We start from the raw sequence: 21,250 nt of genomic DNA, 5'->3' as shown, positions 1-21,250 counted from the left end.
ATCGCTATGAAGAAAAACAAAACATTAATCCTCGCCGGGCTGCTCTGCGTGATGGGGGCATTGAGCACATCTGCGACCTGGGCTGTTACGCCTAAGTCCCCGATTGCCTGGGAGGAGCGCTGGAAAAAATTACCGCGAACGCCTGCTCCTGTTGCCGCGCTGAAACCGGCGTATGCCAGCGTCAACGGTATACAACTCTATTACGCAACGACCGGAGAGGGGAAGCCGGTGGTATTACTCCACGGCGGTCTGGCTAATTCCGATTACTGGGGCCTGCAAGTCGCCGCGCTGGCAAAAGATCATAAGGTTATCGTGGTCGACAGTCGGGGACATGGGCGCAGTACGCGCGACGAACGGCCTTACAGCTACGACTTAATGAGTGATGATGTGGTGGCGTTGCTCGATCACCTGAATATTCAGAAAGCGGATATTGTCGGCTGGAGCGACGGGGGGATTATTGGTATCGATCTGGCGATTCGCCACCCCACACGAGTGAACCGTATTTTTTCCTTTGCCCCTAACACCAAAACCAGCGGTGTGAAACCGGATACCGAGAAGAACCCGGTCTTTGCCAGCTATATCGAGCGGGCGGGCAATGAGTATCGCAAGCTTTCCAAAACCCCGGACCAGTATGATGCCTTTGTCGATCAGATAAGCCATATGTGGGCAACGCAGCCCAACTGGAGCGATGAGGATCTTAAGAAAATCTCCAACCGGGTACTGATTGTCGACGGCGATCATGACGAAGCCATTGTGCGTGAGCACCTGGAATATATCGCCAATACGATCCCGAAAGCCGGATTGCTGATATTGCCGAACACCAGCCACTTCGCCTTTATTCAGGCACCGAAGGAGTTCAACGAGGCCATCCTGAACTTTATTGATTACAAGTGATATTCAGGCCGGGTAACCGGCCTTATTTTTTTCCCTTCTGAGTATGACCTTCCACTGAGGCCTGTTGAGCCCACTGAACAAAAAACTATGGTTTAACAAACCGTTGCCGATAACAGTTTCACTGAAACTCTATCAACAGGGAAAAGGTATAAATGAATCTGGCAACCTTTCTTGGTAAACAGGTGCTCGGCATATTGGCGGGTTACCAGCAGGACAACGTGGTTATTCATGTTTGTGGTGTTTTTATTCAGTCGGATAACAGCCTGCGGGTTTACTTCCCAAAAGGACATACGTTTTCGGTAGGGGATTTCGTTACCCTGCATCTGGATAACCGTTCGGGCGTTGATGAGTTCGATGCGGAAATCAGTGTATATCGCGCCTCGTATAAAGGCCGCGTTATCAGTCAGGAAGAAGACTGGGTGGTTGTCGCGCCACGGGAATGTCAGTTGATTCACGGAATGAGCGTCGTGCTTGAGATCCGGGAAGAGGGATATCAATTCCCGGTGGACAACAGGCCTGAACTGCCTGTGCCATTCACCAAGCTGCGCAATATGCCTGAACCTGAATCAAAAGATGCGGTGAATAAAGTTGGCGTATTGATTACCATGGCCAACGAGCAGCCGCACACCACGGTGCTGGCGTTTTTATCGTCCGTCGATGATGATATTTTCCTCATTACCTTCCCGCAGATGTTCAAATCCAGGCTGCTAAAACGTAATCCACATTGTTTTTTTGCCATGGATGAACGTGCTCACTATACGTTTGAGCGGGCGATTGAATGGAACTACACCATTGTGGAAGGCGAGGCCTCTCTGGTGCCACCAGATAGCCCACTTTATGAGACCATTCGGGAAGCATTTATCCGCAAAAATCCCTGGGAAATGGGCTTCTTCCTGCAATCGGATGTTGAGATGTACCACATCAAACGTCGACAACTGGTGTGCTCAGGTTCAAGAGGAACGTTGCGCTAGTTTTGCGATGTTGTCATCGGGGTCTGAAAGCGCGAACACTTTCAGGCCTGTCCGGGGAAGAGATGGACTTTTACGTTATGTGCTAAGGGCATTCTGCGGTACAAAAAACGACAGTATACTCACCGGACGCGTCGATATTCCCTTCTGATAGCAGGGTGCCATGACCCCGATAAAAACGCTTTGTTTGTGTATTCTTTGCATCATTCTGCTCTCTCTTATTGCCAGTCTCGTTCAGGCGATGCACCAACGTGAATCGCGGGTGCAGGAAGGGTGGTGGGCCGCCAGGCGTGATTCTTCTGGCATGGCACCCGATGCCCGGCAAAATGCCCAACTGGCGATTGTTCAGGTTTATGCCGCGCCGACATGGGGCTGGAAAGGTGTGGTGGCCGTGCATCCATGGATTGTGTTTAAGCGTGCGGGTGACACGGAATACAACCGCTACGAGGTTGTCAGTTGGGGTGGCGGCGAAAAAGTGCGACGTAACCGCAATGCGCCGGATGGCTACTGGTACGGGGCGGAACCCCGTCTGCTTGTTGAACACCGTGGCGCGCAAGCCGAGGCGATGATCCCGCAGATTGAGGCGGCCATCGCCTCATACCCGTGGCCGGATACCTATCACGCCTGGCCCGGACCAAACAGCAATACGTTTGTTGCTCATATCGGACGTGCCGTGCCTGCTCTGAAACTGGATATGCCTGCTAATGCGGTGGGCAAAGATTTTCGCTCGCTGCGTAACCCCATCGGTTTACCCCCGTCCGGGCGCGGTATACAGGTGTCGCTGCTGGGTGTCGCGGGCATCACCCTGGGTGCCGAAGAGGGATTTGAGCTTAACGTCCTTGGCCTGAGCATGGGGCTGGATTTCACGCCGTTGCGGTTGCGGCTACCGTTTATTGGCGGGGTGGGGCGCGATAATCTGCAAAACAGTGAGCCGTGAGGCGCCAGGGACGCCAACAAACGTTGCCTGTCTCCAGCCTATCGCCAATTTTTACAGATCGACTTTAGAGTCATTTTCAAAGTGCTTCCTCCCGATAACCATTTGGGATTTTACAGTATTGATGTTTCCGAACGCGGCAATGATACAAGCCTCAAACAACAATCAATGGCAGAGGCTGCTCCGTTGTTTAATCATTAAGTAAAAACCAGAGAAAGTATCTACATCGGCATCATGTCGTCATGTTTTCCGTAAGTACTGTTAATGGCATGCCTTCCCTGTTTGAACGACTCGCAACAGCGCGGCGCCATCAATTACATGGAAATGGTATTGGACCTGGAAAGCAAGCGTGGACTAAGCCTTAGAGTAATAAGCGTTATGGATTTCACAGTGGAAAGCAGGGAAAAGAACCTTAATGCGGGTCTGGTAGAATTGATGGACTCTGATAAATGATTTTTTCAAGGACTCATAAAAACTGAGGTCCTCACACCAATCGTTTTCCTGCTTGCTAGTATCAAAATATCGAGAGGTTCTTCATACCGAAAGTCATTACAAGCACCAGACAATGCACGGAACAACTTGGCATATAGTAAATCCACTCGGTTTTTTAAATATTTATTGGGGGTGCAATATAGCATGTTTCTATTTGGGATAATTACGCATAAAACTATATCATAGCGTAACATATTGAGTATTGTGTGACATTTAAGTTAAGGTGAATCAAAGTTAAAGCTATAATATACAGTTTGGCTAATATTTATTTAAGGCATACTGTAAGAGCGCTTAAGTTATTTATTTTAAATACATTAAGATAAGACCTTTCTTAAAGTGGTGTTTTTTCTTTTTTGATTCAGTGGTTTTTTAGTTCTTTTTTAGCTTTTATAGGCATTATAATTCCTGGCCACGGATCATGGTTTTATTATATCGCGGAGGGTGTATGGAGATCACCGGTTCTGTAGGCATGGGTTGTGTGAATAATAGAAATGATGTTTTGGTAGTACAGGATGCATTAAAGAAAAAAGCATTTCCGGAGTTGGCTGTTGATGGAATCATAGGCCCGCAAACAATCTCGGCTATCAGAACGTTTCAACGCAAATTTTTGCGCCAGCCGGATGGAATCATTTCGGTTGGCGGAACTACTGCGCAGCATCTATTTTCTGGTACAGCTGATTCTGTGAATCTTCTTCCTGTAGATATGTCAGGTGGGCTGATTGTTAGTCAAGGGCAAGTCACTTTTGATGCCGAAGGTAATGATAACCCAGCAAGTATCTATTTTAGTCGTGTGCTACACTGGCCTGGTGGATTGTCAGGCGTTACAATTGGTAGAGGCTATGATATGAAAACCCGCAGTGAAGGGATTGTTTATGCCGATCTCATTCAGGCAGGTGTGGATAGACAGATGGCAACATTGATGTCAAAAGGTAGTACCCTGTCGGGAAACAATGCACGAAAATTCGTCCATGAAAATAAGACAATCTGTGGGGCGATAACCCGAAATATGCAAGTTAATTTATTTAATAATATTTACCCACAATACGTCAGCAGTGCACAGAGTTATTATAATAAGTATAAAGATGATACCTGTGTCTCGTGGAACGATATGAAAGACATTTTAAAAGAAATCATCATTGATATGCGTTTTCAGGGTGCATTGCGAGACGATGATATCGCCTTTTTTGGTCAAAATGATATTGATGTTGTTATCCAGCTTATTGAGTTGACGCCACGGATCCGTAAGTATGAGAATGGTCGTCATCGCGCAGATTATTTACGTAAAGGAATGTAGCATGAAGATGTTGTTTTTGTTCGTGGGTATTGCGTTCAGTTTTCCGGTCTTAGCCAATACAACTGCAACCAGACAGGATGCGCCTGTCATCGCTAAAGATATTGCGGCCTGCTACGGTACGCAGGGAGCAGGTATCTGCCTGCAATCTCTGGTGGATAAAGAAAAAATAAAATATAACTCGGCATGGCAGAGTCTCACGGACAGCTTAACCAATGTCGAGAATAAACAGCTATTGCTTAAAGAATTGACCGAAGGCAAACAGGCTTGGGAATCGGCATTACCGCATGACTGTCAGGCAAAAGGTTTGCTTAATGACAAAGATAGCCCGGCATTTAACGATGCTCTGTCCGAATGCCTGGCAATCGGTTATGCAGCTCGTACGGATTTCTATAACGGCTTTAATATTCTGGATGAGAGATCTCAGCAGAAAAAACTGCTGGAAAAAATTCTAAAAGAGAAACAAGAGAAGAAAGAGAATAAATAATAGAGAAACCGAAATGTGCGAGTATGCAGGCAATGAAAAAACTCGATCTTGCTATGTTAAGCTTAGTCCGACGGATTTTTCATTTCGTGCTTGAACTTGCCGAAGCGTTAGACGGATGCCACGCTTTTTCACTTATGAGAGTGATGGCACCGTTTAAACAGGAGTTAAATGAATTATTTGTTATCGATATGAACAGTCGAGTAATATGATGATTAATATTCTGCATTGTTCTTAATAATAGTGCTTCGTTTTCCTTTCTATATCTCAAACACTCATGATATAGCCTCATTTTAGAGGGCGCTTCCTGTTGATTAACACAATTGTTAGACAGGGGCTTCGTCTTATGCGTTATTTTTTTATCTTTATCAATGAGATTTATACATATGTTTCCTCTGTGATGCGTAGTAGTATTGAATACGATTAAATAAAAGTATTTGGCAACGGGGCTGTGATGCTAAGAGATAATTTTAACGATCTGTTCTACTTTATCGTCGTTGCCCGTGAACGCAGTTTTACTCGAGCAGCAGCAAAATTGGGATTATCTCAATCGGCATTGAGCCATTCAATTCGTGGGCTTGAAGAGCGTCTGAAAATACGTCTGTTAACCCGTACTACCCGCAGCGTCGCGCCTACGCAAGCCGGTGAGTTTTTAATTAATAGTATTGCGCCACGCTTTGCGGATATAGAAAACGAATTGATCATGTTGAGCAACATGAGTGAGAACATTGCCGGGAATATCCGCATTACGCTCGGTGAGCATGCGCTGCAATCTACCGTCTGGCCCGCGCTGAAACCCTTTCTGCAGACCTATCCGGATGTGCATGTGGAACTGGTAATTGATAACACGCTGACCGACATCGTCAGCGGGCGTTTCGATGCGGGGGTACGTCTGGGCGAGCAGGTGGCCAGAGATATGGTCGCGGTGCGTATCGGGCCGGACTGGCGGATGGTGGTGGTGGGGTCGCCCGACTATTTTTCTCGCTACGGTAAGCCGCAAACGCCTCATGATTTGCAGAACCACAACTGCATCAATCTGCGCCTGCCGACTCTGGGAGGCTTATATGCCTGGGAGTTTTCAAAAAACGGTCAGCAACTCCGCGTCAAAGTCGAAGGGCAGCTTACGTTTACTAACCTGTCCTCCCGTCTTGATGCCGCTTTGTCTGGTATGGGGTTAGCCTTTGTCCCGGAAGATTGCGTCAAACAAGATATCGCTGATGGGAAGTTACTCACTGCCCTGGACGAATGGTGCGAACCCTTTCCGGGATATTACCTTTACTATCCCAGCCGCAGGCAGCATACCCCAGCCTTTGCCCGGTTAATTGAAACCTTGCGCTATCACCCGTAACCGGTGCGATGGGGGAGACGCTTGCCGTCTGCGGGAGTCGACCGTAATTCCCGCTCTCAATATTGCATTGCCGCTTACACGCCGTTTAAAAATAGTTACAACATACTATCGTTTCGGGTTACCTCGCCATCCGTTGACCCCTTATCCGGGAAATGCCGTTTCTGCAGGCGATTGCCGTCACGTTTGTTTAGAGATTACTACGCTTATTAAGAGTGATCTGCTTCTCAGGAAAGCTTCAAAAATTTATGTTTTGTTTAATGTGGGGACAGTAGCGTTTACCACCATTAAATAAAGACCTGACAGTAGACAGTGACGTTTATTTCAGTATGGCAAATGTATTATGAGGTGGTAGATGTTAAGGCTATTCATTGTGTGCTGGGCTATTGGGTGGGCAGCTTTCGTCCCGACTGATGCAGAGGCGGCCATTTACGGCGAACAGCGGATAGCGCAATGGTGGGACGGGTTTAAACAAGATGTGACCGAAACCTGGGACCATCCACAGAGTTATGATCTCTATTTACCTTTTTTCACCTGGCATAACCGCTTCACCTACGACAAAGAAAAAACGGACCGCTATAACGAGAGGCCGTGGGGCGGCGGTTTCGGTGTATCCCGCTATAACGCCGATGGAAACTGGAACTCATTGTATGCCATGGCGTTTAAGGACTCCCACAACAAATGGGAACCCATTATCGGCTACGGCTGGGAAAAGGGCTGGTATCTGGACCAAAACCGTGATTTTCGTCTGGGGCTTGGTTTGACGGCAGCGGTGACCGCGCGACAAGATTTCGCCAATTATGTTCCTTTGCCTGTCGTGCTGCCGCTGCTTTCTGCAAGTTATAAACAGGCCAGCGTACAATTTACCTATATTCCAGGCACTTATAATAATGGCAATGTCCTCTTCGCCTGGTTCCGCTACGGTTTTTAACCGCAGGCAGATTACGCAAAAGGATGAGAGTCGTGTATGTGAGCACTGCGACTCGTGGGAGAAAGCGCCGGTGTTTATCGGTATGGCGATAAACACGGGCTTTGACGCATAACCGATTGCTGCGCAAATTTCGACACATTGTTGACGTTGCATTGCGCTATGGAATGTTATTTTATAACAGTTAATGGCGGTTGCGGGCTGCCCGTATGTAGCGACTTATCAAAATGACGTCTTCCTTTTGAGGGCAATACCCTATGAAAATCAGTCAGATTTTAGCGATTTCGTTGTCGGTTGTTTCTGGCAGTGCGATGGCGTTTCAGGCGAAAGATAAAGATCCCGCTGAATTTTCCCGCCAGCAGATCCGTGGGGCAGAATTTGCTATCTATGATCAGGCCATCACTACGCAGGGAATGCCTGGCTTAAGCCTGGGGAGTTGCGCTGCCACACCGGTGAGCGGCTGTAATTGCCCATTTTGCACCATGTTACGCAGCCAGCAGGTATAAATCACGCGATTCGACTTATGATAAACGGGAGGACGCATATGTCATCTCGTTTTTATTTGTCTACTGCCCGCCATTGAAAATTATCCAGCCGTTTCAGCGGAAAATGCAGAGAAGGATTCTGCCTGAATGCCGCCAGTAAATGTAAATACTCCACCGTTGCCGTCACGCGCGGGCCGCGCTAACAGGATGAGGTAATGATATTTACAGGTAAACAGACGTTGCTACGGTATACCTTTGGCCGTTCAGCGGTATCACAGTTGGTCTTTCCTCCGCACGGGATTGGTCTTAGGTGCGGTTTGGTCACTTCCTGATAACAGAACCCACTTTGGGTGATTTTTTTACGTCTGCTACCTGGCATAGCCTGCGGGTCTTAACTGGTGTAAAACCACTGTCCGTCTTTCCGGACTGTCAGAACGTTTTCTGAGCAACTGCCGCAAGGTTGTGCATCGTTGAGGAAAAAAATCTTAACTAATAGTAAGTTTAAAGGCAATAATTTCCTTTTCAAAAGTTAAGTTAAGTTTCGCTAAAAACTAACTAATTGAATTTCTTTTCTATTTTTTTTGCTTATTTTTTCTTGCTGCCAGTAACTCGGCGAAAAGATTCTCGAATCCACGTACTTTTTCTGCAAGATCGGCGAGATGGCGCTCTTTTTCCGACTCGGGCAGGGAATCGAACAGTTCTAAAAGTTTTAACTGTCTATCGTCCAGTTCGGTTGGCAGCTCTTCTGCGGGAACAGGCGACATGTCTTCATCGCCGTAGAGCAGCCAGGTTGGAGAGCATTTGAGGACTTTGCTCAATTTAAAGAGATTCTGACCTCGCGGTTCAGTCTCGCCGGTTTCCCATTTAAAAATCGTGACGTGAGAAACCTTCACAGCATCGGCCAGGCGTTGCTGTGACATATCAAGTTCATTTCTTCTCCGCCGAATGCGGTCACAGAGCTCTGCGTTCTTCATAGGGTTACTGTAAATTAATTTGACTTACCTTTTGTTAAGTTATAGGTTTATAACAAATATTAACCAGACGATGGAGCTGTGTTTGTAAAACTGGCTTCGTGAAGCAGACCAGAAATACTGCGCTTGACCTACGCAGGTTAACCTTAGAGGAAAGACCAAATGACCGAATGGATTTATGTGGATCGCACAAAATATGCCGATGATGGTTGCGATTGGACTCCGGCTATCCTGTGGCAAATGAATGCTAGTGCGCGAGCCAGAAGTCGTGCTGTCTATATTCCCGCTCCCCGCCCGGTGCAGGTCGCTAAACCGAGTGCGCCCATGATCAGGCGTACGCCAGTGGCAGCGACACCAGGTGATAAAAACCAGGAAAAGGTCACGAAAACACATATTGGCATCGTCATTCATTCGCGAGGCGAAAAAATCGTACGTCTGCATGAAACGGCGACGGCCTGGTCAGTGAGCGGCCAGGAAAACTATGACAAAAGAAACGGTACGCGCATCGGCGCATCGGGTGCGAGCTGCCTGATGCTGGAAACCATCAAACCTGCCGAAAGCAAGGTGGTCACGCAAGAATCAACGGCGGGTAGCGAACTGTCAGCACAGGCGCTGGTGACCATCATGCAAGACAAAACATTGTCGTATCAGGCCATTCTTACCACCATCAAACTCAGCCACCCTGAGGTCAGGATGTCGATGTCGCAATTGCAAAACCGGATTAAAGGCATGATGCAGTCAAAACTGGTGGCTTTGACCCGACATGATGATTTGCCAGTGACGCATTTCACTCTTGGCCATGTAGATCCCGGCTTTTATGCTCTATCGAGTAAAAATCTAAAGGGATAGACCCTTTTTCCAGGGCAAAGTTTCCAGGCAGAGCATGAGTTATATCAACCCCGTTACCGATGTGTAATCGGAGAGGTATAACCGTGTTTATTTTTTATTAACAATTGCTTATGTTAAATCCTCGTTTTTGATCTTGCCCGAACTGTGCGTTTAAAAGTTTGCACAACTTATAATTGGAGAGTATAAATACTGGTATTATATACAGTACAATTGAGGGGGGCACGTGATTCACAAAGAGACGGCGGTGCTAAATCTCCCCGACGATGGGCGTGTCCTGATCACGTGTAAAGATGGCGCTATCTCAAGTGTTCGCGTTGTCCAGGATAATGAGCATATGGCTTCACTTAAAGCGTTGCTTGAGCTGGCCAGGTTGGCTGGCTATACCGTTACGAAGAATGACGGTGCCGAGAGGTAAAAGCGCAGCAGGCCTGAACAACCTGTCCGCGTTATTTCTGAACAATTGCTGCGTTAACGGGAGGACCCATGACGCAGTTCAATACAAGTCATTTGGCGAGTGGATATACCCATTCTGCTGTAGCAGGATTTCAGCACCATCAGTTGTGGCAGTCTGAAACTTTTTTTAATCTGTCTTTGTTCTGGGTTTTTAATGATGAACCTGCGGCATACGTATGCCCCAACCAATGTAATTCAACCGAGGTGGCGATATGATTTATCCAACAGCAACGGGAAAACTGGACGAATCGGGACGTCTTTTAACGCTCGAGTCGGTATGGATCCAAGGGAAATTACGTATGTGGGGCCGCTGGTCCTTTATCGGGAACGGACGTATGGGCAGTATGTTTACTGCGTTGCTGGCGTCGCAAACTATCTCTAAATCTGCCATTCAGCAGATATTATCGCACCTCAAAGAATCCGGAATGAACGATGAAGAATTACACCAGTACTTTGTCGACTTGATGAGTGAAAAACAGCAAACTAATCTTGTCTTCTGTACGGACAGTGAAGGATTGATGATGGATGAAGTTATCGCGACTGTACTGATTCAAAAAGACAATGTCGCACTGTTCAATATTATCAGCGACCGTTATCGACATCGGATGAGTAAGAAATCCATGGCGCGAAAATTAAATGAAAAACATCCGGAATGGAGCCTGCGCACCTGCGAAAGTCGCATCAGCGTTTATTTGCAAGTGGCTGAATCTATGTTGTATATTCCCATGTGTGAAAAGTTTGATCGAAATCCGCAGCGATTTCGCTTGCAAGGTTGCGCGCGGACTGCTTGAATTCATATAAGCTTGATAAGTAGTATAAGGAAATAGTGAGTAAAGGCCGCCTTGCGCGGCTTTTTTATTGCTTTTTATTTATGTGAAAATAAATGTAGAAGTCACTTGCAACATTGCGCGCTGACTGCTTGAATTCATATATGCTTGTGAGGTTATATACGTAAGTAATTAAAAAAGCCGCCTTGCGCGGCTTTTTTAATTGTCGTTTATGCGTCTGAAAATAAATATAAAAATTACTTGCAGGGTTGCGCGCGGACTGCTTGGATTCATATAAGCTTGTGAAACAACACACTGCGAATTAATAGCCTATTTGATGCATTTTGTTTTTGGTATTACTCGATTTTCTTCATCAAAAAGTGAACTAACTATCGAATAAAAACGGCCGAAAGTACGGTTGTTCATTTTTTCTGGTCTCGGGAATCATTGGGCTGTCTATATTTAACAGAAGCGCCTGAGGGCAGGAATATTATTTCTATAAATCAAGAATCACCCATGTAAGGTGTTTTGAAAGCACTAATACTTCGGAAGTAATGTCATGAAAATACGTGCAATGTTTCGCGGCAATATAGCCCTGAACGAAAAAATAAAACAAATCAAGAACCGGTTGACTACGCGGTACCCGGTCTTTGTCGGATTGCCTGCAGGTTCGGGCAACGATGAACAGGGGACGTCTCTGGTTGCCATCGGGGCCATGCTGGAATTTGGGTCGACAGAAAATAATATTCCACAGTACTCCTTTCTGCGCCTTCCGCTACGCCAAAACATCGGCAACATACAGGCACACTTCCGGTCTCTTTCACCCAAGGTCAGCCGTGGCGAAATAACGGCCTCCGCGATGTTCAGACAAATCGGGCAGGAGGTGGCGGGTTACTGCAAGGCGGCGGTGCCGTCTGACATTGTGCCAACCAATACATCGCCGTTTACTGTCTCCCGGATTGGCATTGGCGTTTTAAAACAGGCCATCACTTACGTTCTGGAGGATTGAACATGGCATTGAGTAAAAGGCTTAACGTGCATGATAAGGGGGGCGGTTGATGGAAAATATGGCCGATCTCAACGCGACATTTCGGCAACTGATCATGCTGGCATCGGGACTGGAAAATGTCATCCTGGCCGGGCAGACGGGGGAAATCCCAAGCGATTGTTATGCCACATACAAGCCAATTCCGGTGCGGGTATATGGACATTCCGAGCATAGCATGACGGAGATTGTCCCCCAAGAAGCCTTCGCGGACTCACTCGGTACAGAATGGACTGATTTGCAGGACACCGTTTTTAGCAGCATGGAGTTTACCTTGTCCGTAAATATTTTCAATGAGGGGGCGGACAACGCCACTGTGCGTCTGCATAACGCAAATCTTCGCAACCCGGTTAGCGCGTTTCTTTTTCGAAACGGTATTGCATGGCGCAGCACCAGCGCGTCTCGCGATCTCACCGCGTTGTCGACATCCAGCCAGAAAGCGAACTGGCAGACGGATATCCACCTCTTTATCAAAAAGACCCTTTCCTACCCGGTGCTCCGTGCAGCGGGATTCACGATCGACGTTCAAAAACAATGAGGGCAATAATGACCTACTCCGTTGATAACATTATCCCGGTCAATCTCTATCTGACCGCCGCCGGCCTGGGATACGGCGACTTTTCCTCTGCGCTGATTTTTGCAGGTTCCACCGATCTCAAAAGCGGAGTGACTTTCGCCGTTGACACCTGGCGGGATTACAGCTCGTTGAATGAAATTGCTGAGGATTTCTCAGCCTCCAGCGATATTTATCTGATCGCCACACGTTATTTCACTCAGATCCCCAAGCCGAAGTCGGTCACCATCTGGATGAAAAATGCGGCGGATGCATCGTTACTGGATACCGTTAATAAAGCGGAAGATGAGGTATGGCGTTACCACTTTTTCTTCAAAAACAGCGATCTGACCAAAGCGAATCTGTTGCAATTAGCTGACTGGTCTGATGCGGAAAGCCACCCTATCTGGGTGACCACCAGCGAAGCCGGGGCGACCTCTGCGTCCTCAACCACGGACATTGCGGCGGTAATGGCGGCAAAAGGCAATCGCCATATTTTCATGGGCTATCGCTTACCTGCTGCTATTGTTGCGGATTCGTCACAGGCCTACACCATGGTTCAGCTGGCGGCGACGTTCAACAAGTTTAAGCCGAATGCGAAAAACTCCGCAATCACCGCCGAATACCAGGTACTGACCGGTATTGCTGGCGATGATCTGAAAACAAGCAGCTACAGCGCATTGAAATCCAAAAATTGCGCGTTCTTTACCGAGATCGAACTATCGGGCGAGACGGATAGTTTACGGGCGATTAACACCAGATCCATGTCGTCTTATAACGAATTTATTGACGATGTGATCAACCTAGACGTGCTGAAAAACCATCTGCAGGTGGATGGTTACAACTACATCACCGGTACTAGCACCAAACGTGCCCTGACGCCGGCTGGATATGCGGGCTTGCTTACTGCGCTGACTACAACCTGTAAACGTTTTTACGACAATGGCGTACTCGGTAAAGGCACTTATGTCGATCCGAAAACAGGTGAAGTGGCGACGGCGGAAAATGGTTTCGTCATTCTGGGCAAACCGGAAGACGTATTCAATTTAACAGACGCGCAGCGCAAAGCCCGTGAATACCCGGCAACCACTATTTACGCCATTTTGGCACGCGCAGGCCATGTGGCTGAGATCAACGTTTATATTGAGTAACATCTGGAGCAACTCTAATGGCAATGAACACCTATGGCACTGATGGTGCCAAACTGACAGTTTTCGGTATTCCGCTGGATGAGTTTGGCGAAACCGATCCACCAATTACGATTGAAGGCCTTGAGGATCGTTCGACCCTGAAACGGGGTCTTGGCGGCACGTCTGTGCGTCTGGACAATAAAACGCGTCCAGTAAAACTAACGGTTAACCTGATGCCGGGTTCGGAGCAGGCTCGTCAGATTATTGCGGCAGCGAAAAGTGGTATCGATGCCACCTTTACCTTCTACCAGTCCGGCACGGCGGAATATTTTGCCGGGTTTGATGGTGTGCTGACAAAACGCGGTAACGTAGAACGTGGTGGCAAAACCAAAGTGTCGGATGAGCAGTTTGTTTTTGAGTTTTCTGACAGTGAGGAGACCTAATCGATGGGGCGCAAAATTACGCTGATTATGGGTGAGAACGAGTACAGCGGTATGACAGCATCGGCCAAAGAACAGGTCGAAATGCTGCAGATTGCCGCGCAGAATAGTTTGCTGCCCGCGCTGAGTGAGGGGGGCACTGATATGGGTGTCGTGGCGGTCATGGCATCGTTAGATGGCATGCAGCTTACTCGCCTTAAGAACCTCTGTATCGGAGGAGGGAATATCATTCGCGTCAGTGATGGTGTGCCGGTAGCTGAAAACTTGTTTCAGGACAAAATCCATTACTGGCTGTTGCTCCTGGGGCGGGTATTGCAAGAGAACATCGGCCCTTTCTGGCAGCTCAGCGTACAGAGCGAAAACGGCGCAAACGCGGTGAAAATGGAGACCGCAGCGCTATAGACTGGCTCCTGTGGCGGCCCTGTGTTGGGGCTGGCCAACTTTGCCCACCTTTAGCGCGTTGGTCTGAGATGCTTGATGGCACCTACTGCCTGGAAGATGTCCATGCCATGCATCAGGTACTGGATGACATTACCGAGCAAGCTGAAAAAGCAAGAAGCGCCAAAACCTGAAAGCCCGCCAAAGGCGGGCTTTTTGCCGCCTGGAGAAATTAGAATGGCAGAAACCATAGACTCGCTGCTGGTCTCTATTGGTCTTGAAACAGACGCAAACTCCTTTAAGAAGGCGAGTAATGCGATAAAAGATGTCACTGACGGCATGATACAGCTTGCTGCGGTGGCGGGTGTTAAAGTCGATTTTAATGCGCTAACTGCAGGCGTAGCAAAATCCTGGTCTGAATTAAAACGTCTCGCCGATATCACTGGCTTTACGGTTAATCAAATCCGTGGACTTGAATTTGCTATGCGTAGAATAGGCGCTGCTAATCCGATTGCCTCCGGGCAGCAATTTGCACAAATGGTTCCTGAGTTGGCTCGCAAAGTGCGAAACGGCGAGTTTGACGCACGAGCCTATAAGGGAACAGCATTCAATCCTGAGCAGTTCGCCCAAATAGAATCTGTGGATCGCGTGGCGGCAACGGGATATCTATTAAATGCCTATCAATCCATGAGTCAGCAGCAGCAGCAACAGTTCCGCCCGATTATGGGTTGGCAGGAAAATGACGATGTGACGCGGTTGGCCGAACGTGGCAGTGGTTTTTTTCAGCAAAGCATGAGCATGTCTTCTGATTACGATCGGTCTTTTGATCCAGAGTTAAATCAAAATGTTCAGGTATTCAACGATGAAATGGCGAAGTTGTCGCGCAATTTCGAGAACCTTGCCTATGCGCTTGGTGAAGATCTTCTGCCCATTGTGAATAGTGTGCTGGAAGCGATAAACAGCTTTATTAGGGCCAATCCAGTTGTTTCGGAGATCATACTGGGTGCCGGTAGTGCGCTTGCCAGCGGCAGTATGCTCAACAAACTCATGGGACCATTGTCTGTAGCAGGAGAGGGCGGCTGGCTTTCGGGACTGTTATTTAATCCTATGACGGTTGGTGCGGCGGCGGCATTGACACCGGGTAACATGTCCTATTCCCGTGATGATATTCAAGAGATGAGTGATCCACAGTTTTACTGGAAGCGTCGCCATCCAGGAGAATCTCCCCAGCAGGAAGGGGAAGGAATCACACCTTATGAGGCGTTCCTTCGTCAGCGCTCATCGACAGTAAAAAGTGCATTATATAATCAAAATGCGCGCCAGTATCTTGATTCGCTTGCCTACGGGGTGGCGGCGATGGATAACACGCAAAACAGTTCCGCCTTCGGTCGGTATCGATTTGCGTCCAATGCCTGGGGAGATGCAGCGGCGGCTATGGGGCTGAAAGATTTTTCGCACCAAAGCCAGGATTTGGCCGCGTTGTGGTTGATCCAGCGTGCCGGGCAACTGGATAACGTCATGAAGGGAAATTTCCTGCAAGCGACAAACGGTCTTGGCGATGTTTGGGCTGCTTTACCCTCGTCACCTTATGCTCAGCCGACGCGTAGCGTTGATGAGATGAATATGCTGTACGGCTATCAGAACACCCCTCCGTACTCTGCTTCTTACAGTTTCCTTCCTCCCGCCTCGCCCGTTAGTTTTAACCAGTATGTTGATCTGAGCATTTCTGGTGTGGGGATGAACGAACAGCAGATTCAGGACTCGGTGCAACGGGCGCTTACAGAAACAGGAAACAACCTCGAGCGCTCATATGACAACGGAGGGTGGTAAGAATGTCACTTGTCGGAGTATTTACAAAATTTCGTCCTGAGATTGGTGGCATTTTTTTTGATGCGACCCTGGACGAAACCAGTACGTTAATGACCATAGTGAGCAGTTATCCGTTAGAAGATGCCAGCACGGCTAATGACAATGCCGTCACGAAGCCGCTGGAACTGACGATGACCGTGGCGATTTCTGATAACCCGATTAAGGCTATGACGGCCGGAGAAGACAACCTCTCTGGTCTCACCAGTATGGGGGGCAGTCTCGTGGGCGGAACAGCTTTATCGATGCTGTCAGGTGGCGCGGCGGCCTTGGGTGGTCTTGCTGCGACGGCAGGCATGACGTATGCCAATTCCGGGCAATCACGTTCGGAGTCGGCATTGCTCTCGTTACGCAATTTGCAACGTAATAAAACGTTGCTGAAAATCGTGGGTGTAGGGTCGTCTTACGACAATATGCTCATTACAAAAACGCAAGTGAAGAAAGTAAAGGGGGGTGAAGGCGCGCAGGAGATCATTGTGGAAATGCAACAAATAACTATCGTCACACGTGATGACAGTGCCATCACCACTAACAGCAATCTTCCCAAAAATGATCCTGTCGCAACGCAGGGGCAAAAATCGGTAAATCTGGGACAGGTGCCTGTGAAATGAAAACAATACCTCTTAGCGCGGGATTGGCAAATTTCTCATTTACCACCCGGCTTAATGACACGCAGTTGAAATTCACTTTCCGATGGCTTACTCGCTACGGTTATTTCAGCGTCGATATTTTTAATAGCGATGGCAGTGCGCTGACCCTTGGGCGGGCTTTACACGTTGGTGTTAATTTGCTGGACGGATTAAATACCCAAATCGGAAATATTGTGCTGGAGGGGGGCAAAGCTACAATCGCCAACCTCGGTATAGACAATAAACTGAACTGGTATCCCCATGACTAAATTATTTGGCCGAAAATATAGCCTGACGGTGACATCCGTCGATGGGGAGGAACTGGTAATCGTACCGCCTATGCAGGTCCAGTTTCAGGTGACGAATATGCCCCAGGATCAGGTATCGACAGCAACTATTACCGTCTTCGGTGTTTCCGCAAAATATCGCCAGCTGATTCAGCACTATGATACTTCGGAGAAGCATTATGGTTCGGTGAGACTGGAGGCTGGTTATGATGAATCCGTCGGCGAAGTGTTTTCCGGGCAGATACAAAGCGTTGAAGTGGGCCGCGAAGGGGTCAATGTTTATCTCCGCCTGAAATGCTTATTGGCTATCTGGTCGGACGCGACCATCGGTAAAACATGGGGAAATAAAACGCAGGCGAGTGAAATATTACACGATGTCGCCCGCTCTTTTTATTACCCCGTGGAGATGGTCGGTGATTTTTCTGATTTACCTACCTTTAATTATGGCCATACGCTTGCACATAGCTCTAGCCGTGACTTTCTCAACAAAATGAAAGCGGCATGGGGCTATGAGTGGCTGCTCGATCATAATCGTGTTGTGATCATTCGCAACGGTGCCTCCCGTCCCATCACGCACCAACTCAGTGCCAGTAACGGTATGGAAGGGGTGCCGAAGTGGAATCAGCAGGATATGGAAGTCGATGTTCGCTTGAACACTATTATCCAGCCAGGCGATCGGGTGCATATTACCTCCGATTTCTGGACCATTAATTACACTGGGACACAACAAAAGGAATTTCAGGCCCTGGCGATGGCGCATACCACGTCGGGCAGTTTCCGCGTGTTATCGACCTCGCATCAAGGGGATTATTGGAATAACGACTGGAAAACGACAATTCGCTGCCAATGGAGGAGTACATGATGAACAGTTCTAATCCTCTGTTTGCAGCATTACAGGCGGCAGGTCGAGACGCCATTGGCGGATTAATGGTGGGGATGCCGGGTCACATTGTGGTCTTTGACAACCAGACGCAGCGCGCACAGGTTCAATGCGGTATCCAGCGGCGGTTGAGTGATGGCACGCATCAGACGATCCCCGTTTTAATTAATGTCCCAGTGAAATTTTCCGGTTCATCGGAATGGGCTGTTTTCCATGAATTGCCCGCTGGCACTGAAGGATATATCCATTTTAGCCAGCGCTCCGTGGATGCCTGGCTTGATATGGGGGGACCCGCGCCTCCTGTCAGCCCCTCGATGTTTAATGCGAGTGATGCCTTTTTTTCGCCCGGTTATCGTTCGGCAAAAACGGCAATACCCAATCTACCAGCCAGTGGGGTAGGAATGAGCAATCTCGACGGTTCTGTGCGCATTCATTTGACCCATGACGGTATTGTGTTATCTGTCGGCAATTCGACCCTGTCATTGACCGAATCGGGTATGACTTACAGTGGCCCCCGTTTTACCAATACTGGCGAAACAACGCTGAATGCACGTACGCACATCACGCAAGGGGGGCTCGCAGTAGGCAATATTGAGTTCGCCTCCCACACGCATGGTGGTGTTGAACGCGGCAACGCCAAAAGCGATGGCCCTCAGTAATGAGGAAGATAAAAGACTCAGCCCTGGCATTAGCCGGGGCTTTTTTATGGGAGTGGCTTCGTGATCCGACATTTTACAGAGGGTGACATTGTGACCAGCGGCGACCATTTCCTGACCGGAAAAGAGGCTACCGCTCAGGCGATTACCCGCAGACTGAAATTATTCCTTGGTGAGTATTTTCTGAATATTTCCGAAGGTACACCCTGGTTTCAGGAGATCCTTGGAAAAAGTTCCCGCGACATGGCGGCAGCCAATATTAAGAGCCGTATTCTCGATACGGATGGTGTCGTGGCTCTGGGGGCATTTTCATTCGATTTTGATGCTAAAACACGCATGATTACCGTTAATGCATCAGTCATCGATAAGAACAATGAGGCGCTGGAATACGCTTTCAACGAAGAGGTGATTTAATGGCCGATATTAACAGAGACGGGGCGACCGGCACCACGCTGGCAGAATATAAAGAACGCGTTGAGGCGGCCTACCTTGATATAGACGCGGGCTGGAATATCGACCCTTCGACGCCGGATGGGCTGGCGATTGCTATCTGGGCTGAAATGCTGGCTAACCTCGACGAAGAAGTGATCAATAGCTACCAGTCTGTTGATCCCGATTCCGCGATTGGTGTGCAGCTTAATCGTATTGCGGCCATTTCTGGCAATGTGCGTAAAGTCGCAACCTTCTCAACAGCCCGCGTCACCTTTACGGGTGTTCCGCTGACAGTCATCCCGGCCGTGACCCTGGTTCGTCATCGATTGACCAGTACGCTATGGAAAACGGATGCCGATGTCGTCACCAATACCGACGGTCTGGCAACGGTTGGCGTGACCTGCATGCTGACCGGTGAACAAAATGCCAATGCGGGTACGCTAACTATCATTGCCACGCCAATTGGAGGCATTACCGCAGTAGACAACGCCGCGGCGGCTTCTCTGGGTACCGATGAAGAGAGTGATGATGCCTTTCGCGTACGGCGCAATGAGTCGGTGGCACTGCCCGGTAATAACCAGCGCGACAATATTTATGCGGCTTTGATCAATGTGCCCGGCGTTAAGCAAGTCAAAATCTATGAAAATCCTGACTCCGTGTCCGATAGCAATGGCATCCTGGCGCACTCGATGGCCATTTTTATTGATGGCGGCGAGCAACTGGACATTGTTGCCGCGATGGCGGCTAACAAGAATCCAGGATGTGGCCTGAATCGTTATAACACGTTTATTCCCAATAAAATCAGTGTAGATACCACCACGCCGCTGACGGCTCAGCCATTTAACGCCACGTTTTTCCGCCCGGAAAATGTCACTGTCTACGTCAAGGTAACGATTGTGTCCGACACGCTATCGGCCACGGATAATGCCCGTATCAAAGCGGCGATCGTAAACGATTCCGTCTATGGCTTTCTTGAAACCAACGGCTTTGCCAAAACCGGGTTCAGGATCGGTGAAGCGATCGCCTCCGGGCGTTTGTATACGCCTGTTAATAAAATTGTGGGCAACGACGATTATGTCGCCAGCATACTGATTGGCACGCGTGCTGATGATGTGACGCACTCGCTGTTAAATTTGGCGTTCTATCAATTGGGGGTCTTTGATGTCGGCAATATTGAGGTGACATATGCAGCACCATGATAAAGCCCGCACACGCATATACTGGCAATATAAAAATTCGCCGAAGCTGATTGCCTGGTTACTGGCATTACCGGACATCGCACAGGCGCAGCTTGAAGATCAACTGGCGAAAATCAAAGCCATTCTGGATATTGATAACGCCGAAGGTGAGCAGCTCGACATCTGCGGACGTATTGTCGGTTATCACAAACGCCCTGTCGGGACATTCTATCCCGCCTGTGCTCCGGCGAAGGTCAGCGACATGTTATTTCGTCGCATGATCAAAGCCAAAATCCATAAAAACAACAGTGCGGCGACCATCGATGAGATCACAGCCGCAACCAACTATATTCTGGACACCGAAGCGCGACTGCTTGATGGCCAGGATATGACCATGCGCCCGATCTTTTACGACTATCTCGATCCCGGGTCGCAGCAACTGGTCAGAGATTATGATCTGATTCCTCGCCCACAGGGGGTTGGGATCAGATCCCCGCGCATACTGACCTACACCCCTTTTGGTTTTGGCAAGTATTACAGCAATTTTCGTGTGCCTTTCTGGCATGGTGATGGGATTCACTTCTACTCTAACTTGCAACTAGCCCTGGTATATGACAGTGCAAACCGCAAAATATCGGGCGCGCTCACTGCGAATCGTGGTGTCACCGTCTCCAGTGTGGATGTGACACTTTTCTACACCTCTAATGGTACGACGGTCACGCAAACTGCCGTGACCGACACGGCGGGGCGGTTTTTTGTCACGGTTCCCGTCGCCGCTCCTTTCTATGCCGTCGCTCGTGCTCAGGTCTGGACACCACTGTGTCAGTGGGAAAACGTCGAGGGCAAGATGGATGCGAACATTTTCTATAACGGATCCGTGAAATACGACGGAACACATACTTATCGAGGTTAAAA

At 48.5% G+C, this 21,250-nt stretch carries 24 protein-coding genes; 23 read left to right on the top strand and 1 reads right to left on the bottom strand.

What is annotated here, in order from left to right:
• Positions 1-6 precede the first annotated feature (6 nt).
• The 8 genes from C5523_RS17650 to C5523_RS17610 all read left to right on the top strand — a co-directional run bounded on the left by C5523_RS17650 (position 7) and on the right by C5523_RS17610 (position 7,842).
• A complete protein-coding gene (locus C5523_RS17650) occupies positions 7-894 on the top strand; it encodes an alpha/beta fold hydrolase (protein ID WP_107223024.1) in 888 nt (295 codons plus the stop codon).
• Between the two features lie 152 nt (positions 895-1,046).
• On the top strand, positions 1,047-1,865 hold the full coding sequence (locus C5523_RS17645) for a hypothetical protein (RefSeq protein WP_108701660.1): 819 nt from the start codon (positions 1,047-1,049) through the stop codon (positions 1,863-1,865).
• 160 nt (positions 1,866-2,025) lie between these two features.
• The gene (locus tag C5523_RS17640) at positions 2,026-2,799 is read left to right on the top strand and encodes a DUF3750 domain-containing protein (protein ID WP_108701659.1); all 774 of its coding nucleotides are present in this window, start codon (positions 2,026-2,028) and stop codon (positions 2,797-2,799) included.
• 934 nt (positions 2,800-3,733) lie between these two features.
• Positions 3,734-4,582 (top strand): peptidoglycan-binding protein, encoded by an 849-nt coding sequence (locus C5523_RS17635; RefSeq protein WP_172960905.1) that lies wholly within the window; start codon positions 3,734-3,736, stop codon positions 4,580-4,582.
• A 1-nt stretch (position 4,583) separates the two neighbouring features.
• Positions 4,584-5,066, top strand: coding sequence for a hypothetical protein (locus tag C5523_RS17630; RefSeq protein WP_107223020.1), 483 nt, complete (start codon positions 4,584-4,586; stop codon positions 5,064-5,066).
• A 451-nt stretch (positions 5,067-5,517) separates the two neighbouring features.
• Positions 5,518-6,411 (top strand): LysR family transcriptional regulator, encoded by an 894-nt coding sequence (locus C5523_RS17620; RefSeq protein ID WP_108701657.1) that lies wholly within the window; start codon positions 5,518-5,520, stop codon positions 6,409-6,411.
• A gap of 352 nt (positions 6,412-6,763) precedes the next feature.
• Positions 6,764-7,339 carry a lipid IV(A) palmitoyltransferase PagP gene (pagP, locus tag C5523_RS17615; protein WP_108701656.1) on the top strand — a complete coding sequence of 192 codons (576 nt, stop codon included), beginning with the start codon at positions 6,764-6,766 and terminating at the stop codon, positions 7,337-7,339.
• 254 nt (positions 7,340-7,593) lie between these two features.
• Positions 7,594-7,842: a hypothetical protein gene (locus C5523_RS17610; protein ID WP_108701655.1), complete on the top strand. Its 249-nt coding sequence runs from the start codon at positions 7,594-7,596 to the stop codon at positions 7,840-7,842.
• A 551-nt stretch (positions 7,843-8,393) separates the two neighbouring features.
• Here the strand turns inward: C5523_RS17610 and C5523_RS17605 are convergent.
• Positions 8,394-8,795: a helix-turn-helix domain-containing protein gene (locus C5523_RS17605; protein ID WP_108701654.1), complete on the bottom strand. Its 402-nt coding sequence runs from the start codon at positions 8,793-8,795 to the stop codon at positions 8,394-8,396.
• Positions 8,796-8,954: 159 nt separating this feature from the next.
• On the opposite strand from C5523_RS17605, the gene C5523_RS17600 reads away from it, so the two are divergent.
• From C5523_RS17600 to C5523_RS17525, 15 genes are all read left to right on the top strand, one after another.
• Positions 8,955-9,641, top strand: coding sequence for a hypothetical protein (locus tag C5523_RS17600; RefSeq protein WP_108701653.1), 687 nt, complete (start codon positions 8,955-8,957; stop codon positions 9,639-9,641).
• A gap of 665 nt (positions 9,642-10,306) precedes the next feature.
• The gene (locus C5523_RS17590; protein ID WP_108701652.1) at positions 10,307-10,885 is read left to right on the top strand and encodes a DUF1133 family protein; all 579 of its coding nucleotides are present in this window, start codon (positions 10,307-10,309) and stop codon (positions 10,883-10,885) included.
• A gap of 535 nt (positions 10,886-11,420) precedes the next feature.
• Positions 11,421-11,870, top strand: a complete 450-nt coding sequence (locus C5523_RS17585) for a hypothetical protein (protein WP_108701651.1) — start codon at positions 11,421-11,423, stop codon at positions 11,868-11,870.
• Between the two features lie 49 nt (positions 11,871-11,919).
• Complete coding sequence (locus C5523_RS17580) at positions 11,920-12,444, top strand: hypothetical protein (protein WP_108701650.1); 525 nt, start codon at positions 11,920-11,922, stop codon at positions 12,442-12,444.
• An 8-nt stretch (positions 12,445-12,452) separates the two neighbouring features.
• Positions 12,453-13,610, top strand: coding sequence for a DUF3383 family protein (locus tag C5523_RS17575; protein WP_108701649.1), 1,158 nt, complete (start codon positions 12,453-12,455; stop codon positions 13,608-13,610).
• A 17-nt stretch (positions 13,611-13,627) separates the two neighbouring features.
• Positions 13,628-14,032, top strand: a complete 405-nt coding sequence (locus C5523_RS17570; protein ID WP_108701648.1) for a hypothetical protein — start codon at positions 13,628-13,630, stop codon at positions 14,030-14,032.
• A gap of 3 nt (positions 14,033-14,035) precedes the next feature.
• Positions 14,036-14,431, top strand: a complete 396-nt coding sequence (locus C5523_RS17565; protein ID WP_108701647.1) for a phage tail assembly chaperone — start codon at positions 14,036-14,038, stop codon at positions 14,429-14,431.
• A 123-nt stretch (positions 14,432-14,554) separates the two neighbouring features.
• The gene (locus C5523_RS17560) at positions 14,555-16,237 is read left to right on the top strand and encodes a lysozyme (protein ID WP_223878720.1); all 1,683 of its coding nucleotides are present in this window, start codon (positions 14,555-14,557) and stop codon (positions 16,235-16,237) included.
• Between the two features lie 2 nt (positions 16,238-16,239).
• On the top strand, positions 16,240-16,884 hold the full coding sequence (locus C5523_RS17555) for a phage baseplate protein (protein WP_108701645.1): 645 nt from the start codon (positions 16,240-16,242) through the stop codon (positions 16,882-16,884).
• Positions 16,881-17,171: a hypothetical protein gene (locus C5523_RS17550; RefSeq protein ID WP_108701644.1), complete on the top strand. Its 291-nt coding sequence runs from the start codon at positions 16,881-16,883 to the stop codon at positions 17,169-17,171. The genes C5523_RS17555 and C5523_RS17550 overlap by 4 nt, the downstream gene beginning before the upstream one ends.
• Positions 17,164-18,051, top strand: a complete 888-nt coding sequence (locus C5523_RS17545) for a hypothetical protein (RefSeq protein ID WP_108701643.1) — start codon at positions 17,164-17,166, stop codon at positions 18,049-18,051. Before C5523_RS17550 ends, C5523_RS17545 begins: the two co-directional genes overlap by 8 nt.
• The gene (locus C5523_RS17540; RefSeq protein WP_223878719.1) at positions 18,048-18,728 is read left to right on the top strand and encodes a Gp138 family membrane-puncturing spike protein; all 681 of its coding nucleotides are present in this window, start codon (positions 18,048-18,050) and stop codon (positions 18,726-18,728) included. The genes C5523_RS17545 and C5523_RS17540 overlap by 4 nt, the downstream gene beginning before the upstream one ends.
• Positions 18,729-18,788: 60 nt before the next feature.
• The gene (locus C5523_RS17535) at positions 18,789-19,139 is read left to right on the top strand and encodes a hypothetical protein (protein WP_108701641.1); all 351 of its coding nucleotides are present in this window, start codon (positions 18,789-18,791) and stop codon (positions 19,137-19,139) included.
• Complete coding sequence (locus C5523_RS17530; protein ID WP_108701640.1) at positions 19,139-20,356, top strand: baseplate J/gp47 family protein; 1,218 nt, start codon at positions 19,139-19,141, stop codon at positions 20,354-20,356. Before C5523_RS17535 ends, C5523_RS17530 begins: the two co-directional genes overlap by 1 nt.
• Positions 20,343-21,248 (top strand): DUF2612 domain-containing protein, encoded by a 906-nt coding sequence (locus C5523_RS17525; RefSeq protein ID WP_108701639.1) that lies wholly within the window; start codon positions 20,343-20,345, stop codon positions 21,246-21,248. The genes C5523_RS17530 and C5523_RS17525 overlap by 14 nt, the downstream gene beginning before the upstream one ends.
• The last annotated feature ends 2 nt before the right edge of the window (positions 21,249-21,250 follow it).

This window comes from Phytobacter sp. SCO41 (genome assembly GCF_003073275.1).
GTDB classification, from domain to species: domain Bacteria; phylum Pseudomonadota; class Gammaproteobacteria; order Enterobacterales; family Enterobacteriaceae; genus Phytobacter; species Phytobacter diazotrophicus.
The sequence above is the reverse complement of the archived record's forward strand: the minus strand, read 5'-3'. Positions and strand labels throughout refer to the sequence as shown.